This window comes from Rossellomorea marisflavi, assembly GCF_001274775.1.
Classification (GTDB): Bacteria; Bacillota; Bacilli; order Bacillales; family Bacillaceae_B; genus Rossellomorea; species Rossellomorea marisflavi.
Genome location: NZ_LGUE01000001.1, coordinates 550,746 through 567,593, shown reverse-complemented (window position 1 = coordinate 567,593; position 16,848 = coordinate 550,746). Strand labels below are relative to the sequence as shown.

Sequence of the window (16,848 nt, the reverse complement as noted above, 5' to 3'; positions counted from 1 at the left end):
TTCGGCTCAGTCCCTATACTATCAAAGAGATTACACGATTTTGAAAGGGTGGATTATGATGTCAAAAGCACAGATCAAAGTGAACGATAACGGGTCTTTCCGGGTCAGCGGGGATGTCGAACTCGTAGATGCCGACGGAAATGTATTCCCAACCAAACCGGTCTTCACCCTATGCCGATGCGGCATGTCTGCGAATATGCCGTTTTGCGACGCATCCCACAAAGGGAAGTTCGATTCCTGCGTGCGCGCCGAAAAAGTCCTGGACGAGGAATAATCACTCATCGATCCGGATATCTGCTATGTCAGCTAGCCGGATCGCATGGACCTCACCGAAACGATCCACTACACGAAGCTTCCCCTCAATGGAATCTGCGTGCTGAATTTCCCCCATGAGGAGACGGTGCTGCTTCCTTTCATAATGAGTGATCAACACACTTCTGCTATATTCCATCGCTTCTGTCACCACTTCATTCATCATCTCGAACTCCTGTTCATCGAGCTCCCTCCGCTTTTCAAACGAGTCTTCCTCCGCCCAATCCCTCAGCATTTTCACATGCTCGGGAAGCATCATCGATGTCCACTTGATTTTCCCACGATCGCGAATCATTCCGTTCACCTCTCATTCCTTTACGATTTATGACCGCCGACCAGCTTGGCCCGGTGGCGTGCCGTACCGGCCGCCGTGTAGGATACCGCCCTCAGAAGGGATGAAGATCCATATTTACTCCGGATCCCGTCCACCACATAGCCGAGTCTTTTCAGTTCCGGACGCTTCAAGTCGAAAAGCGACATTTGAAGCGGGCCATCTTCCACGATATTGGATAACGTAATGGATAATTTCCGGACGGTTCTTCCGCTGTAATTCTCTTCGAACAGTTCCAGGCAGGTCCGGTAAATTTCCATCGTGATGTTTGTCGGCTCTTCCACCGTCCTGGACCGGTGGAATCCACCGCCGAATTCTTCATGACTGTATCCGAGGCCGAAGCTGATGGTCCTTGCCGCCTTTTTATGGGAACGGGCTCGCCGGGCGACCTCCTCGCACATCTCCAGGATGACATGTTTGATTTCTTCCTTGTCTTTATAATCCCGAAGCAGGATCTGACCTTTACCGAAGCTCACCTGTCCATCCATGATGGGGGCCCCGATTTCAGACAGGTCGACTCCCCATGCATGATGGTACAGCTGATTTCCCATGATCCCGAATTTCGCTTCAAGTTTCCCGAGCTCATACTGGGCAAGCTGGCCCACCGAAAAGATCCCCATTCGGTTCAGCGTTTTTTCAAGGCGTTTGCCGATCCCCCACATCTCGCTCAAAGGAGAAAGCGGCCATAATTTATCCGGGACATCTTCATACGTCCACTCGGCGATCCCCTTGGATTTCGCATCAAGGTCAAGACAAAGCTTGGCCAGGAGCATATTCGGTCCGATCCCGATGGCACATGGAAGCTGAAACTCCCTCTCCATGTCATCCTGGATCTTACGGGCGACTTCCTCCGCCCCGCCCCACAGTCCCATTGCCCCATCGATCTTGATGAAACTCTCATCCACACTGTACGTATGAATGGCCTCCTTCGGGACGTAACGGTGGAACAGCTTCGTGATCTCCATGGATATCCGTACATAGGTCGCCATCTTCGGCTCCACCAGGCATATCCGGTCGTCCCGGGGGATTTCATACATCCTCGCCCCGGTCTTGATCCCAAAGTCCTGCTTCAGCTTCGGTGAAGCCGCCAGCACGATGCTCCCCTGACGGCTCTGATCGCCGACGACCGCCAGATAGCAATCCAGGGGATCAAGTCCCATCATCACAGCCGAACAACTGGCATAGAAGCTCTTCATATCGATGCACAAAATCTTTTGATGCGGAAGCCCGCTGTAATCGACACTCATCTCTCCCACCCCCAAACCAGAACATCCGTTCCACATAGTATATGATGATTGTATACGAATATACGTTCCTATTTCAACAAAAATTATTGGTAAAAAGAAAAGCGGAGGCGGGTCGCACTGAGGCGACAAGCATAAGACAGAGAACCCGGAAAGGCGTTCTGTGCCTTTTTGGGTTCTCTGCCTTATGACCTCGAGCCTCAACCCGCCGGAGCTGGACACAAAGAAAAGCGGAGGGGGCTCGCACTGAGGCGACAAGCATAAGGCGAAGATCTCAGGAAGGCGGTCTTGGCCTTTTTGAGATCTTTGACTTATGACCTCGAGCCTCAAGCCCCCGGAGCTGGACATGAAGAAAAGCGGAGGCGGGTCGCACTGAGGCGACAAGCATAAGGCGAAGACACCGGAAAGGCGTTCTGTGCCTTTTTGGGGGCTTTGACTTATGATCTCGAGGGGCAACCCGCCGGAGCTAGACATAAAGAAAAGCGGATGGGGCTCGTTCTGAGGCGACAAGCAAAAAGCGAAGACACCAGAAAGGATTCTTACCCTTTTTGGGTTCTTCGCTTTTCGACCTCGAACTTCCACCCCACTCAGCAGTTATTGTCCTTAAGGTAAGCAGAGAGCCTGACGCGATCCTCTACCGCCTGTTTCAATAAACTGAACTGCCCGAGGATCACCGCATCCTCTATTTTTTTCAGTACGATCCAGGCTTGATCATAGACGTCCTTGTCGATGATACCGGATTCCATGGCATCATCAAGTTCATCCGCATCAAGGATTTCCCTCTCACCGGTAGGCAGCACCACCAAGTCAAGGTATAGGTCGTCCATCCAGGGCACCCCGTCCTCCTGCCCCGTTCCCCGGCAAATGTCGATGTACCACTGCACAATTTCCCCTTCTCCGTTGAACATCGTTGTAAGAGTGTAAGCACCGTGGGATGGAAAATGCTGAAGCCACTGATACCCATTGTCCACAAGACACACTCTCCGCTCTCCGTAGCTTTTCCAAAGTGGCTCTCCCACTTCCTTCATCTCTACCAGCGTAATGTCTCCTTCGAACCCTTCCCGTTTGACAGAGGTCATGCCATACCGCTTTGTCAAAACCCGTTTCCACCCTCTACGATCGCCAAATTTCCTTTTCATCCTGCACTTCTCCCCTATACTGAAAATACCCTTTTTTCCTATGAAACGTAAAAGGATCGGTCACAGTGACCGATCCTCCCATTCAATTTGCAACAGGCCGCGCAGGAACCATCACCCGCTCATGCTGAAGATTCACCACGACCTTCACGTCCATTCCGATGGAAGGGTCCGTGAAACGCACATCATAAACCCCCGGCACCTCCTTGGTGACGGAACGAAGCATCACTTCTGAAAATCTCGGATCTTGGAGGACGAGACGGACGGCATGGCACTCCTTCATACTCCCCTCATCGGAGAGGAGGCTCATTTTTTCCGCCTCTGCCCTGCGCGGATGGGACTCGGAAATCTCTCCGTCTGCTTCTACCTTGACTTTATCCCCGAGACCTACGTCCTCAACCGGGATTTCATCCCCGTTCCCATTTATCACGACTGCCTCTTGTACAGAAAACCATATATCATTGATTAAAAGTTCTTTTGCTTCCACCTGGGTGACAAAGCCTATGTATGATCCACTGGACTGTCTATGTTCCACCGCGTTCCCCATTCCGCAGCCGGTCATCAGGACCATGGCGGTGACAAGCATCACAGCGATCGAATAATTCTTCATAGACTCCCTCCCCTCCCTACTTTAGACGGATGAGCAGGGGAAAAAGTTTCATGAAAAATGAAAATTTCGAATAAATCAAAAGATGATCAATCCCGTTTTCAGTCGAACATCCGTCCCTCAACTAGGGGTGCGGTAAGGTCCGATCATTTTTTGAAGAAGAATCGATTCCCGACGGTTTCAATCACACCAGGGAAGAGCTGATAGAATAAACTGCCGGTATTCATCCACCGCGGAAGATTGATTTCCCTCTTGGAAGTAAACAAGGCATGAATCACTTTATCTGCCACTTTATCTGGGTTCAGCATGAACTTTTCGACATTTTTCACATAGGTGCCCGACTCATCCGCAATGGTAAAGAAGTCGGTGGCAATCGGTCCTGGATTGACAGCCGTCACCAATACGCCGTACCGCTTTGCTTCCATCCTCAGACCGTTCGTGAAGCCGAGGACCGCATGCTTCGACGCCGAGTAGGCACTTGATTTGGGCGAAGCAAACTTCCCTGCTTGGGAAGCGATGTTGACAATATGACCATAGCCCTGCTCCTTCATGATCGGCAGGACTTCTCCGGTGCATGCCATCAGTCCGAGGACGTTGACATCGATCATCCCCTTCACTTCCTCAAAGGACACCTCATGGGCTTCTTTGAAGATTCCGAAGCCTGCATTATTGATCAACACATGGATAGGTCCGAACTCTGCCTTGATTTCCCTGAATGCCTTCGCTACTGCCTCGTGGTCCCGTACATCAAGGGGATAGCCCACTACCTTGACACCGTATTGATCCCGAAGTTTTGCGGCCAACCCATCAATGAGCGGGGTTCGGCGTGCGATGAGGGCAAGATTTGCACCGGACTCGGCGGCCTTTATCGCCATCCTCTCCCCGATTCCCCCGGAGGCACCGGTGATGATGATGGTTTTTCCTTGTATCTTAGAATTCATTGAAACTCCCTCGCTTAAGAAAAATAGTAGTACACCCCATCTTGTTTCTCTACTTTTATTCTATCCGATGCCTCAAGATAATCAAGCTGCCCGATTGTTTCGGATAAGGTGAGACCGAGCTCCTTCTTGTACACGGCAGGGAACAGCCTTTTGCAGATCTCAAAGGCCGTCATGGGGCGGGCCTGGATCATCGTCTGGACGGAAGCGGCCCGCTCTTCCTGCTTTCGCTTCCTTCTGACGATGAGTCCCTGTACATCCCGGACGTCCTCTCCGTGCCCTGTATATGCCACCGAAACCGGCACGTTTGTCAGTTTATCGAGGGATTCATTATACTGCAGCATGGGCTTCGGTCTTCCTCCGCCAGTGAATAATGGTTCAATCAACGGGTTCGGGGAAATATGGGCCAGGATATGGTCGCCGGCGATGAGGGTGCCATCCTCCTCACGATAAAATGACAGGTGACTCTGAGCATGTCCAGGGGTACCGATGATCGTCCAGCCTGGAAGACCGGGCAATTCTTCTCCTTCTTCTACGCAGCGGTCAAGGGGACGATTCCCCATCAGGATGAGAAGATGTTCAAACGATGTGATCTTCGAAAGGATTTCTTCATCTACTCCCGATTCCCGGGCAAGGTTGAAAAAGAACGTGCCATACGCGTCGAGAAAATCCGAATCCCTGTGCAGCCAGTGACGGTTATACGGATGCCCGATGATCTCCACCGAAGGGGCGAATCGCTCGACCATGCCTGCATGATCGGGGTGATGGTGGGTCAATACCACCTGGTCGATGTCCTCCAGCCCGTATCCCGCTTCACCTATCTGTGCATTCAAACGCTCCCACGCTTCCTCTGTAAGGGGACCCACATCGACTAAAGTCAACGCATCCCCTTTCAATAGGTAAACATTCACATCCCCTACTGCATACGGTGTGGGTAAAGTGATTTTGGTTATGGTATCCTTCAATGTCTTTCACCTACAGTTAGATAATTTATTGGACCTGATGGCTTAAGCCGCCCCGCAAAAATGAATGGTCCTTCATTTCAGTGTACCTTGTAATCCCGCCCGTGTCATTTTTCTTTTTTCAGAATAAACTGAAATAAACCTTGACAGACGGGTTGCCTATCGAAGATAATCACCTATAATACGAATCGGCCAAAGCGATGAGAAGGACCAGTAGCATGCTGATGATGCAAGAGAGCGGTATCCACCGGCTGCAAGATACCGCCATCCTCTCTGCATGCGAACCTACCTTTCGAGCGTCTTTAATAAAGAACGTGTTCCAGCGTTATTGGAAAATGAGTGTGCCCGCTTATCGGGCAAAACAAGGTGGTACCACGGGAGCAGATCCTTTCGTCCTTTTTCTGGATGAAGGGTCTGTTTTTTTATTTTTGTACACTCAGGAGGGGAATGAATAGATGAACACATTATTTATTGGAGCAGGCTCGATGGCTTGTGCGTTGATGAGAGGGGCATTGAAATCCGGGGCGTTGAAAAAGGAAGAGACGTATGCGCTCAATCGTTCGAATGACATGCGGATGAAGGAACTTGATGAATGGTTCGGGGTGTTGAGACCAGGTGGCGGCCAATCATTTGACCTGGTGGTACTCGCCATGAAACCCAAGGATTTTGACGAAGCGGCAGATGTGATCCGGAACCATCTTTCCAGCAAAACGGTCATCCTGTCGGTCCTCGCAGGAATTCCGGTCTCTTATATTCGTGAAAAGCTCGGGTTCCAAGGGGGGATCGCACGGGCCATGCCGAATACGAGTGCCGCCCTTGGAAAATCAGCGACCGCCGTGACCCTTGATCGCTTTGACGATCGAGTCATGGAAGAAGCCGTCGTGCACCTGCTGGACTCGGTGGGTCTGACCGTGGAGGTGGAAGAACATCAGCTCGACCTTATCACCGCCTTATCGGGGAGCGGACCGGCCTATATTTATTATATGGCGGAAATGATGCAGGCAACGGCCGTTGAACTCGGCCTCCCATCGGAGCTTGCGCGGGATTTGACCATCCGGACGATCACCGGCGCAGGGGCCATGCTTGAAGAATCGGGACTGGACGCCGAGGAGCTGAGGAAGAATGTCACGAGTCCTGGTGGGACGACGGAAGCAGGAATCGAGGCGTTGAAGGCACACGGAGTGGAACACGCCATGTTCGAGTGCATTTCTTCCGCACGCAATCGCTCGGAGGAACTTGGCAGGCAGCTCATCAAGACAGAAAAGGACTGAAGCATCCCGGAGCAGATTTCTTTCCCATCCTCATGCCGCGTTGATATAATCTTGTGCATCGGGAAAAATAAAATCCTGAATTGGCAGAATGGAGGGAAAAGAATTGAATCGAAAACTATTTCAACCATATACGATCAAGAATGTAGAATTGAAAAACCGCATCGTCATGGCGCCGATGTGCATGTACTCTTCCCATAATGAAGACGGAAAGATTGAAAACTGGCACCGCACGCACTACACAAGCAGGGCTGTAGGAGGAGCGGGGCTGATCATACAGGAAGCTACCGCCGTCACACCTCAGGGCCGCATCTCCCCTCAAGATCTTGGAATCTGGAGTGATGATCACCTTGACGGCCTGACGGAGCTTGTCACCCTCATGAAAGAACAAGGGGCCAAAACCGGCATCCAGCTTGCCCACGCCGGAAGGAAAGCCGTTCTTGAAGGGGATATCCTCGCACCGTCCGCCATCGCCTTCAACGACGACATGAAAACGCCTGTTGCCATGACGATCGAACAGATCAACGAAACGGTCACAGCGTTCATACAGGGTGCTGAAAGAGCCAGAAAAGCCGGATTCGATGTGATCGAAATTCATGGCGCCCACGGCTATCTCGTCAACGAGTTCCTATCCCCCCTCTCCAATAGACGGGAAGATGAATACGGAGGGAGCGCAGAAAACCGCTACCGCTTCCTGAAGGAAATCATCGACGGGGTCAAAACCGTATGGGACGGTCCCCTCTTCGTCCGTGTGTCGGCGAAGGATTACCATGAGGACGGCCTCGACGTGGATGATTATATCATCTTCTCCAAATGGATGAAGGAGCAGGGAGTCGACCTTATCGATGTCAGCTCCGGAGCCGTTGTTCCGGCACGGATTCCTGTCTTCCCCGGCTACCAGGTGAAACCGGCTGAACGCATCAAGCATGAGGCCGATATCGATACAGGTGCTGTTGGACTGATTACCTCGGGTCTTCAGGCAGAAGAGATCCTTCAGAATGAGCGCGCTGATCTCATCCTTCTCGGAAGGGAGCTGCTTCGGGATCCATACTGGCCCCGTACGGCAGCAAAAGAACTCGGTCACGAGATCACCCCACCCGTTCAATATGAGCGTGGATGGTAAGGCATACGCAAACCAAGGAGGGCATGTCATCGACATGTCCCTTCTTTTTGTCTCCGCTCACTCAGAAAAACCGGTTTTCCTTTGTAGGGAAGCCGGTTTTTTCTGGATTATTCGGTGTAGATCTTTTGGATTTCATATTGAAAACCCTGATACCGGTAATTTTGCTTTTGATACATCTCCCGGGGCGTATCTTCTCCGTCCGCTACAAGGATCACAGTGCGATCCGAATATAGCTCCATAACCTTTTGCTGCAGTCTGGAAGCTATCCCTTTTTTACGATAATCTTCGTGTACCATGAGGCCGTCGATTTCAGCCGTCCCCTCTTTCAGGATCACGTCGACCGCTCCTGCGGGATGTCCTTTGTAATAGGCGAGGAGCTGGGTAACATGGTCATCTTCGAAATGTTGTCGGTGAACGGCCACCTTCCCTTTGGCAAATGATTCACCGTAGATCAGATCCTGTTCATATTGAAACGCAAGGTAATCGTCGAGGCCGCTGATGACTTCAACCCTTATATCAGGATCTTCCTCCATCCGGGGAAAATCGTTCGGGTGGATCGCGTACAGCTCTGTGAAGCTGATCTCAAATCCCTTGGACGCCAGGTGATCAGACAATCCGTCAATCGGCTTTTTATTCTCAGGAAGATGGAACTTCACATGCTTTTGTCCCCTTGCCGCATGATAGTCTTTCAAGTAATCCGCCGTTTCCCTGAATTCCTCCAGGCGGGGCGCCCGCAAAAATTCAATATAATTGCTGCTGTACCTTTCAAGGAACTCCGGGTCATGGACATGTTTGTACAATTCATTTTCTTTCACTAATCGTCCATCGCGATGGATGTTTTTATAGGTGATATGCGTCATGATTGTTCCTCCATTGATTTCCGCGGTACGGTGAATTCCAACAGATCATGGGCCATCATGGTTTCAGGGAAGATGGCTTTTGCTTCCTGTACCAGTTCCGGCCATGCCTCTTTCGCGTAGCGCGATGATATATGCGTCAGGAAGAGAGCCCTTGCCCCGGCATCACGGGCCGTAGCCGCTGCCTGTGCAGTGGTGGAGTGGAAATAATCCCTCGCCATCTGTTCCTGATCCCTGTTAAACGTGGCTTCATGAATGAGAAGGTCTGCCGATTCAGCGAGTGCCCTTGAATTCGGACAGACCCGTGTGTCACCGAGTATGGTTACGGTACGACCCGGGACAGGGGGACCAAGGAAATCCGTTCCATTGATGACCTTGCCATCTTCAAGGGTCACAGTCTCGCCTGCCTTCAATCGTTTGTAAATCGGACCGGGTGCGACCCCTGCTTCCTTCAGACGCTCGACCTGAAGGACGCCTGGTGCATCCTTCTCCGTGATCCTGAACCCGAAGGATTGAATTCCGTGATCGAGCTTTCGGGCTTCAACGGTGAATTGGTCATCACTGAAAATGATCCCTTCCCCGATTTCCACCACATGGAGGGGATAGCGAAGATGGGTCTTGCTGACGGACAGGGAAACCTCGATGAACGCTTTGATCCCTTCCGGTCCGTAAACCGTGAGGGGGCTCTCCCCTCCCTGGAAAGACCTGCTGCCTAGGAAGCCCGGTAGCCCGAATATATGATCACCGTGCAAATGCGAGATGAAGATCTTTTCGATCCTTCTCGGCCTGATATTCGTATGTAAGATTTGATGCTGTGTCGCTTCTCCACAATCGAAAAGCCAGATCGCGCCCCTTTCTTCCAATAGCTTAAGGGCAACGCTTGATACATTGCGGAATTTGGCGGGCACACCTGCACCCGTCCCTAGAAATTGCACATCCACGTTCTTCACCTCTATGTATTCTGTCCTTTCATCATAGCACATCTTTCCCTGTCCTATTAGTAGTGGATATCGGAAAAGAGCCAATCTTTCATACTTTTATCAATTTGAGCCATTCTAATCAAAGGAGCTCCTGCAGTCAGGCAAAAGACTTGCTTATTGAAGAATTAGTTTTTACAATGAAATCATTGTACAAAAGAGGAAGTACCATGCCGGATTTACCGGCAAAAAGATAAAGTGAGGTCATGACATTGAATAATCAGCAAACACCATCTTCTCTCATTACGATTTTCGGGGCGACTGGTGATCTAGCCAAGAGGAAATTATATCCATCCCTTTATCATTTATTTACAAAAGGAAAGATCTCCAAGCACTTTGCCGTCATCGGCATCGGGCGCAGGGAATGGTCGAACGAAACCTTCCAGGAGCACGTAAGAACCTCTGTACATAACGCAATCGGAAGTAATGAAAACATAGAAGAGTTTGTATCCCATTTTTATTATCAGGCTCATGATGTATCAAGCGATGAATCCTACAGGGAATTGAAAACCCTCTCGGATCAGCTGGATGAACAGTATCAGCTTGAAGGAAATCGCATCTTCTATCTCGCCATGGCACCTGAATTCTTCGGTACCATCACGGAGCAACTCAAGAAGCAAGGCGTTACGGATGCAAAAGGTTTCCAACGACTTGTGATCGAGAAACCATTCGGTCACGATCTTCCGTCTGCTGAAGCACTGAATAAACAGATCCGCGAATCCTTCTCTGAAGACCAGATCTATCGCATCGATCATTATCTCGGTAAGGAAATGGTTCAAAATATTGAAGTAATCCGTTTCGCCAATGCTATGTTCGAACCACTCTGGAATAACCGCTACATCTCAAACATCCAGGTCACTTCTTCGGAAGAGCTCGGGGTGGAGGATCGCGGCCGTTACTACGAGAAAAGTGGAGCACTCCGTGACATGGTGCAGAATCACTTGATCCAGATGGTGGCCCTCCTTGCCATGGAACCGCCAATCAAGCTGACAACCGATGAGATCCGCAGCGAGAAGGTCCGCGTTCTTCGCTCCCTTCGTCCAATCGAAGGCGAAGAAGTGAAAGACTACTTCGTACGCGGTCAGTACGGACCGGGTAAAATGCACGAACAAGCTGTACCGGGTTACCGCGAAGCAGACAATGTGGATGATGAGTCCAACACGGAAACATTCGTGGCAGGAAAACTGATGATCGATAACTTCCGCTGGGCAGGTGTGCCATTCTATATCAGAACGGGCAAGCGCATGGAAACAAAATCGACGAAAATCGTCGTGCAGTTCAAGGATATCCCGATGAACCTCTACTACAATCCTGGGAAACCACTTGCGCCGAACCTCTTGGTGATCCATATCCAACCTGAAGAGGGCATCACCCTTCACCTTAACGTTAAGAAAACCGGACAGGATATTGAAACGACTCCTGTCAAACTGAATTTTGCCAGCCACGACCTGGATGGCATCAACACACCGGAAGCATACGAAAAATTACTCCATGACTGCCTGAGGGGCGATGCGACGAACTTCACCCTATGGGACGAAGTGAAATTGTCCTGGGCATTTGTTGACAAGATCTCTGAAATTTGGGAATCTACTCAACAGGAAGACTTTCCTAACTACCCTGCCGGCTCCATGGGTCCAAAGGCAGCAGACGAGCTATTGGACAAAGATGGTTTCAACTGGTGGCCGATAGGGAAACTTGATGTAGAATAACAATGATACTTGAAGGGTGAGGAAACAATGAAGATCTATGACGTAACTGCTCCAATCCACAGCGATATGCCGGTATACAAAAACAAGCCGGAGAAAAAGCCGTCCATCAAGACCGATACAAACGGACACGTAACGGAATCACGCATCTCCATCGACCTACATACCGGTACACACGTTGATGCTCCCCTCCATATGTTCAACGAAGGGGAAACAATCGAAACGATTGATATCAAACAACTCGTCAGACCGGTGAAAGTATTTGATCTGACAGATGCAGAAGAAAATATTTCCTACGACGATATCAAAGACCTTGATATCGAAGAAAATGATTTTGTCATCTTCAAGACGAAGAACTCATGGGATGAAGGGTTCAACTTTGAATTCATCTATGTAGCCGCAGATGCCGCCAAGCACCTTGCAGAGAAAAAGATTGCAGGTGTCGCCATCGATGCGCTCGGAATCGAACGTGCCCAGGAAGGTCATCCGACTCACCGCACATTGATGGGGAATGGAGTGATCATCATGGAAGGTCTCCGACTCAAAGACATTGAACCGGGCCAATACTTCATGGTCGCAGCTCCCCTCAACATACAGAAAACCGACGCTTCTCCTGCAAGGGTCCTCTTGTTTGATGAAATGATCGGATAAGCGAAACACTAAAAAGGGTACCAAATCCATCAGATTTGGTACCCTTTTTTGGTATAGATCATTAAAGTGAATGACCCTATTCAAACCAAACATATAATAACCCACACATAACATGCATAGCCCCGAATTAATCCGTATCAAAAAGAACTTTACTATATACCACGGGAACATATGAATCACGTACATTACGATTATCCTTATCCCCGAAACAGTTCGCTTTGATAAAAATCTTTACTGCGAAAAAAAAAACGCTTAGAAAAGAAAGAGCTGCTACTATACTATCCTAATTAAATTATCCATATAGATTCCTCTGTCATCCCTCGTTTAACCTTGCGAGAGTCCGTGTTGTGGTGTGATTCGTTCACAACATCCTGATAAAATCATATTCTTGCTGAATTGAGGTAACTGAAGCGAAAAAGCATACGGAATTAAATGTGTTAGAAAGGATGAATTCCCTAGACATTTATGTTATTTTTGGAGATTGATGGATTTCATAAGCACAGATTAGAATAACTAATAGGAGGAGACGTCATATGAGAGAAAAAAGAAGTGATATTTTTGGGTTCCTTTCCCTATGGGTTGGTTTTATAGGTTTGTTAAATTGTCTTGTTCCTATCGTGGGGTTAATTATTATAGTGTTTTCGATTATCTTTGGAATAATCTCATTGATAAAGAAGGAGCGGACAAAATGGAAAGCAATCACAGGTATTTCTATTAGTTTTACTGCGTTAATCATTGCAACCGTTGCAATTATAATCTCATTTATTCCGGACCCCACTTTAAGCCAGGGCGACAAGCCTGATTGGGCGCCAGAAAAAGTGTATGATTATGGTTATCCCGTCAAACATGATGAAGTTGAGATATCTGTTAACAAAGTGTTCTTTAGCTATGGAAAAATGGTTCGCCCGGGTATTACCATCAAAAATATTGGCGAAGACACAGTGCAATATTCCCCTAATGATTTTACATTGGTACAAGACCAAGGTAATGAAAAAGGGAAACGCATAAACCCGGTAACTAATTCCGAATACCTGCTAAAAAGCGGAGAATTGGAACCGGGAGAAGAGATCTCAGGTGAAATCGAATTTGTTTTTCCCGTTAACAATTCTTTCTTTGCCTTAGTCTATAAAGATGAAGTCTATATAGACATAACCTATAATTGATTAATCATAGTTCTATATGAAGAGAGATAAACCTCACCTAATGAAATACTTATTGTTACCACCTTGAATTTAGGTGGTTTTTTATTGCAAAACAAAAACTGACTTATAACGATTCATAAGTCAGTTCCAAGTTATTTATTCAAAAAGCAACTCAAGTCGTAACTCGATATCATGAAGAAAGCTTCTTTTTGTTTTTAAATTTGGACTAGAATATAATAATCCACTACACTAAGATTAATGAAAATCAAAAGTTTTGGCAAACAGTACCCCCATAGGCAATGGAGGATCTTCATACTTTTGTCCCTAATCCCTCAGAAAATCCTTATTAAAGCTTGTGTCGGTTTTCGTGTCGTTCCGGGCGCCTTTACTTCCCTTGATGCCCCTTGCAATGGAATCTTTTCCGTACTTGTCCTGGAGTTCAGAAACGACTTTGTACAGAGGTTCTTTTTCTGCTTCTTTTTTGTAGGAGAAAAGGTCAAGCTGTTCCGTTGCTTCGCTCTTTTCCACCACGTCCTGGGCTGTTACCCCCAGGAGCCTCACAGGTTCGCCGTTCCAATGCTTCATGAACAGGTCCTTTGCCACTGCGTAGATATCCTCTTTCTTTCCTACGGGATTCTCAAGTTTCCGGCTCCTGGTGATGGACTTCCTGAACTTGTCCTTGATCATCACCTGAATCGTCATCCCGAGGACGTCCTTCTGATGGAGCCTTGAGGCGACTTTCTCACTGAGTTGCAATATGACGGCCAACAAATCGTGTTGATTGGTGGTGTCTTTCGGAAGCGTAGTGGAGTTCCCCACACTTTTATAATCATAGATTGAATCGGGGTCGACGATCCGCCTGTCGATCCCATTGGCTTTTTCCTTGAGCCGGAGCCCATTGATCCCCAGGCGGGACTTCAATTGGATATCGTTGGCGAAGGCAAGGTCCCTGCAGGTCTCGATCCCCATCCCGTTCAACTTCAACGCTGTTTTTTCCCCGATCCCGTGCATGTCGATGACCGGAAGCGGCCAGATTTTCGCAGGCAGATCACGCTTCCTAAGGACCGTGATGCCCATGGGCTTCTTCATATCCGAAGCCGTCTTGGCCAAGAACTTATTAGGGGCGACACCGATACTGCAGGGAAGATCCAGTTGAGAAAGGATCTGTGATTGGATTTGACCGGCAATTTCTACCGGTGAACCCAGTTCAAACGAATCGGTGATATCCACATACCCCTCATCGATGGAAACGGGTTCCACGAGCTCGGAATATTGTCTTAAAATATCAAACATGCCTTTGGAGGCAGATCGGTAGCGCTCAAAATTCGGACGCATGACAATCAGCTCCGGACAGAGTCTTTTCGCCTCCCAGACGGGCATGGTGGTCTTTACACCGAAGCCCCTCGCCTCATAGCTGCAGGTGACGACGATTCCCCTCCGCTCCTCGGGGTTCCCGGCTATGGCCAGCGGCTTCCCTTTCAAGGTTGGGTCATATGCCATCTCCACGGATGCATAGAAGCTGTTCATATCGACATGGAGGATCACCCGTCCATTTTTAGGATAAAAATTTTTCATACGATCGCGTCTTTCTTAGTTGGATTGCACTTCTTGTTCCGTGACATAGGTTTGGATGTCAGTAATGCCCTTCAATCCGGCCACCAATCGATCGGGATTGATCTGGGTGAGCATGCGATCCTCGAGATTGATGATGCCCGAGAAGTAGTCAGCCTTCCCGTATGCAAGCAAACCGACCTGGGTGAGGGCCGCATCGGAAAACTCGAGGATTTCCTTGGCTTCTTTCACAAGGAGGCCAATCGTCATGATCTCACTCTTCACCACGATAAGAAACGCATCGGTTCGGTCGAGTGATGAAGAATATAGGATTTCTGCAAGGTCAAAGACAGGAATGAGTTCACCCCTTACCTTCGTCACCCCAAGCACAAATGATGGAAGATGGGGAATCGGGTTGATCCCCTCGGATTTTTCAATAGAAACAATGGTATCAACGGGAAGGGCATACTCTTCTTTCCCTGCGTGAAAAACAATGACTTTAGCCATGAACTGACTCTCCTCTCCGTCCGTCTTTCGACCTGGACGTTCGTCTTCCTTTTAATGTACCATAGATTGCCATGTAAGGGGAGTCAGAACAAAAGGTCCACCAGCAAACGCGCTGATGAACCTTTCTCTGGAGCCGGTATTATTTAGATGATGCTGCTTCTTCCACGATGGCAATGACCATCTCAGCCAATTTGTACAGCTCTTCAACAGGCATTCTTTCATTTTTCGTGTGGATTTCTTCATATCCCACAGCTAGATTGACCGTCGGGATGCCGAATCCTGCGATGACGTTCGCATCACTGCCCCCGCCACTTGTTAGAAGCTCACTCGGACGCCCCACTTTCGCTGCGGCACGTTTTGCCACTTCTACGACTTCATCCCCATCGGAGAACTTGAATCCCGGGTACATGACTTCGATCTCCACTTCTGCTTTGCCACCCATTTCGGCGGCTGCTGCATGGAATGCTTCCTTCATTTTTTCTACTTGCGCTTCCATTTTTTCAGGAACAAGGGAGCGTGCTTCTGCCAAGATATCGACTTGCTCGCAAACGATATTCGTTGCCTTTCCGCCTTCGAAGCGTCCGATATTCGCCGTCGTTTCTTCATCGATACGACCGAGCGGCATCTTCGAGATGGCTTTTGAAGCGATGGTGATGGCGGATACGCCTTTTTCAGGAGCAACCCCGGCGTGTGCCGTAATGCCGTAGATTGTCGCTTTCACTTTCGCCTGGGTCGGCGCAGCCACGATGATATTGCCGACTTTCCCATCGCTGTCGAGGGCAAAGCCGTACTTCGCCTTCACGAGTGAAGAGTCGAGGGCTTTAGCTCCGACGAGGCCAGATTCTTCCCCTGCCGTGATGATGAACTGGATGTCACCGTGCTCGATGTTGTTCTCTTTCAACACTCTTACGACTTCGAGCATTGTAGCAAGACCGGTCTTATCATCGGCCCCAAGGATGGTCGTACCATCCGAATAGATATAGCCATCTTCCTTCAGTTCAGGCTTGACGCCCTTAGCAGGAACGACAGTATCCATATGGGAAGTGAAGTAGATCGTATCCGCACCTTCCTTTGTTCCTTTGAGGTTGCAGATCAAGTTTCCGGCACCGTGTCCCGTTACACCTGTCGTGTCATCCTCGAACACATCCACACCAAGTTCGGTGAATTTAGCGGTCAATACTTTCGCAATCTCCGCTTCGTCCTTAGTTTCAGAATCGATCTGCACCAATTCCATGAATTCATTCAATAAACGCTCTTGATTGATCATATTCGTACCTCCAACATTATGTAATCACTCTACTAGTATAGCGCTAATACCCCGGCGTCACAAATAGAGTGCTTTCATGCAGGCCGGAACCTTCCCCATTTGAGCGGATGGTGGCAGGATAAGCTCTTTTTGATTGTCGGAATAGGGAAAGAAGCCGCCTCCGCTTTTCTTTAATGTCCAGCTCCGGCGGCTTGAGGCTCGAGGTCATAAGTCTAATCACTCAAAAAGGCACAGAACGCCTTTCCGAGTGATCCGCCTTATGCTTGTCG

The 16,848-nt window shown here is 49.0% G+C and carries 17 protein-coding genes and 1 other annotated feature; of the genes, 6 read left to right on the top strand and 11 right to left on the bottom strand.

The genetic code is table 11. The annotated features are described in order from the left end of the window. Positions 1–58 precede the first annotated feature (58 nt). Positions 59–274 carry a CDGSH iron-sulfur domain-containing protein gene (locus tag AF331_RS02810; protein ID WP_048005959.1) on the top strand — a complete coding sequence of 72 codons (216 nt, stop codon included), beginning with the start codon at positions 59–61 and terminating at the stop codon, positions 272–274. Here AF331_RS02810 and AF331_RS02805 read toward each other — a convergent pair whose 3' ends face one another. The 6 genes from AF331_RS02805 to AF331_RS02780 form a co-directional block, all read right to left on the bottom strand. Next, on the bottom strand, positions 275–607 hold the full coding sequence (locus AF331_RS02805; protein WP_053426665.1) for a YolD-like family protein: 333 nt from the start codon (positions 605–607) through the stop codon (positions 275–277). A gap of 20 nt (positions 608–627) precedes the next feature. Beyond that, positions 628–1,890 carry a Y-family DNA polymerase gene (locus AF331_RS02800; RefSeq protein WP_053426664.1) on the bottom strand — a complete coding sequence of 421 codons (1,263 nt, stop codon included), beginning with the start codon at positions 1,888–1,890 and terminating at the stop codon, positions 628–630. 584 nt (positions 1,891–2,474) lie between these two features. Next, a complete protein-coding gene (locus tag AF331_RS02795; protein ID WP_053426663.1) occupies positions 2,475–3,026 on the bottom strand; it encodes a ribonuclease FAU-1 family protein in 552 nt (183 codons plus the stop codon). 82 nt (positions 3,027–3,108) lie between these two features. After that, positions 3,109–3,633 carry a DUF3221 domain-containing protein gene (locus tag AF331_RS02790; protein ID WP_053426662.1) on the bottom strand — a complete coding sequence of 175 codons (525 nt, stop codon included), beginning with the start codon at positions 3,631–3,633 and terminating at the stop codon, positions 3,109–3,111. Between the two features lie 143 nt (positions 3,634–3,776). Continuing rightward, a complete protein-coding gene (locus AF331_RS02785; protein WP_053426661.1) occupies positions 3,777–4,571 on the bottom strand; it encodes an SDR family NAD(P)-dependent oxidoreductase in 795 nt (264 codons plus the stop codon). 14 nt (positions 4,572–4,585) lie between these two features. Next, a complete protein-coding gene (locus tag AF331_RS02780) occupies positions 4,586–5,533 on the bottom strand; it encodes an MBL fold metallo-hydrolase (RefSeq protein ID WP_053426660.1) in 948 nt (315 codons plus the stop codon). A 188-nt stretch (positions 5,534–5,721) separates the two neighbouring features. Continuing rightward, positions 5,722–5,931: a binding site (T-box leader), on the top strand. Positions 5,932–5,985: 54 nt separating this feature from the next. Here AF331_RS02780 and proC point away from each other — a divergent pair. After that, positions 5,986–6,801 carry a pyrroline-5-carboxylate reductase gene (gene proC, locus AF331_RS02770; protein WP_053426658.1) on the top strand — a complete coding sequence of 272 codons (816 nt, stop codon included), beginning with the start codon at positions 5,986–5,988 and terminating at the stop codon, positions 6,799–6,801. Between the two features lie 103 nt (positions 6,802–6,904). Next, a complete protein-coding gene (namA, locus tag AF331_RS02765) occupies positions 6,905–7,921 on the top strand; it encodes an NADPH dehydrogenase NamA (protein ID WP_152915526.1) in 1,017 nt (338 codons plus the stop codon). A gap of 107 nt (positions 7,922–8,028) precedes the next feature. Here namA and AF331_RS02760 read toward each other — a convergent pair whose 3' ends face one another. Further along, positions 8,029–8,781 (bottom strand): GNAT family N-acetyltransferase, encoded by a 753-nt coding sequence (locus AF331_RS02760; protein WP_053426656.1) that lies wholly within the window; start codon positions 8,779–8,781, stop codon positions 8,029–8,031. Continuing rightward, entirely contained in the window at positions 8,778–9,719 is a 942-nt protein-coding gene (gene rnz, locus AF331_RS02755) for a ribonuclease Z (protein WP_053427754.1), read from the bottom strand. The genes AF331_RS02760 and rnz overlap by 4 nt, the downstream gene beginning before the upstream one ends. 242 nt (positions 9,720–9,961) lie before the next feature. Here rnz and zwf point away from each other — a divergent pair, with 242 nt between their 5' ends. The 3 genes from zwf to AF331_RS02740 all read left to right on the top strand — a co-directional run bounded on the left by zwf (position 9,962) and on the right by AF331_RS02740 (position 13,275). Next, a complete protein-coding gene (gene zwf, locus AF331_RS02750; RefSeq protein WP_053426655.1) occupies positions 9,962–11,464 on the top strand; it encodes a glucose-6-phosphate dehydrogenase in 1,503 nt (500 codons plus the stop codon). A gap of 27 nt (positions 11,465–11,491) precedes the next feature. Continuing rightward, positions 11,492–12,112, top strand: a complete 621-nt coding sequence (locus AF331_RS02745; protein WP_053426654.1) for a cyclase family protein — start codon at positions 11,492–11,494, stop codon at positions 12,110–12,112. A 533-nt stretch (positions 12,113–12,645) separates the two neighbouring features. Continuing rightward, positions 12,646–13,275, top strand: coding sequence for a DUF4352 domain-containing protein (locus tag AF331_RS02740; RefSeq protein WP_053426653.1), 630 nt, complete (start codon positions 12,646–12,648; stop codon positions 13,273–13,275). Between the two features lie 303 nt (positions 13,276–13,578). Here AF331_RS02740 and AF331_RS02735 read toward each other — a convergent pair whose 3' ends face one another. The 3 genes from AF331_RS02735 to AF331_RS02725 form a co-directional block, all read right to left on the bottom strand. Beyond that, positions 13,579–14,829: a DNA polymerase IV gene (locus AF331_RS02735; protein WP_053426652.1), complete on the bottom strand. Its 1,251-nt coding sequence runs from the start codon at positions 14,827–14,829 to the stop codon at positions 13,579–13,581. 15 nt (positions 14,830–14,844) lie between these two features. Continuing rightward, complete coding sequence (locus AF331_RS02730) at positions 14,845–15,312, bottom strand: chemotaxis protein CheW (RefSeq protein ID WP_053426651.1); 468 nt, start codon at positions 15,310–15,312, stop codon at positions 14,845–14,847. A 139-nt stretch (positions 15,313–15,451) separates the two neighbouring features. Continuing rightward, positions 15,452–16,579 (bottom strand): tripeptidase T, encoded by a 1,128-nt coding sequence (locus AF331_RS02725; protein WP_053426650.1) that lies wholly within the window; start codon positions 16,577–16,579, stop codon positions 15,452–15,454. Between the last annotated feature and the right edge of the window lie 269 nt (positions 16,580–16,848).

Coding starts and splice junctions, on each gene's coding strand:
- AF331_RS02810 (WP_048005959.1), top strand. CDS start 59: ATGTCAAAAGCACAGATCAAAGTGAACGATAACGGGTCTTTCCGGGTC.
- AF331_RS02805 (WP_053426665.1), bottom strand. CDS start 607: ATGATTCGCGATCGTGGGAAAATCAAGTGGACATCGATGATGCTTCCC.
- AF331_RS02800 (WP_053426664.1), bottom strand. CDS start 1,890: ATGAGTGTCGATTACAGCGGGCTTCCGCATCAAAAGATTTTGTGCATC.
- AF331_RS02795 (WP_053426663.1), bottom strand. CDS start 3,026: ATGAAAAGGAAATTTGGCGATCGTAGAGGGTGGAAACGGGTTTTGACA.
- AF331_RS02790 (WP_053426662.1), bottom strand. CDS start 3,633: ATGAAGAATTATTCGATCGCTGTGATGCTTGTCACCGCCATGGTCCTG.
- AF331_RS02785 (WP_053426661.1), bottom strand. CDS start 4,571: ATGAATTCTAAGATACAAGGAAAAACCATCATCATCACCGGTGCCTCC.
- proC (WP_053426658.1), top strand. CDS start 5,986: ATGAACACATTATTTATTGGAGCAGGCTCGATGGCTTGTGCGTTGATG.
- AF331_RS02760 (WP_053426656.1), bottom strand. CDS start 8,781: ATGACGCATATCACCTATAAAAACATCCATCGCGATGGACGATTAGTG.
- zwf (WP_053426655.1), top strand. CDS start 9,962: ATGACATTGAATAATCAGCAAACACCATCTTCTCTCATTACGATTTTC.
- AF331_RS02745 (WP_053426654.1), top strand. CDS start 11,492: ATGAAGATCTATGACGTAACTGCTCCAATCCACAGCGATATGCCGGTA.
- AF331_RS02740 (WP_053426653.1), top strand. CDS start 12,646: ATGAGAGAAAAAAGAAGTGATATTTTTGGGTTCCTTTCCCTATGGGTT.
- AF331_RS02735 (WP_053426652.1), bottom strand. CDS start 14,829: ATGAAAAATTTTTATCCTAAAAATGGACGGGTGATCCTCCATGTCGAT.
- AF331_RS02730 (WP_053426651.1), bottom strand. CDS start 15,312: ATGGCTAAAGTCATTGTTTTTCACGCAGGGAAAGAAGAGTATGCCCTT.
- AF331_RS02725 (WP_053426650.1), bottom strand. CDS start 16,579: ATGATCAATCAAGAGCGTTTATTGAATGAATTCATGGAATTGGTGCAG.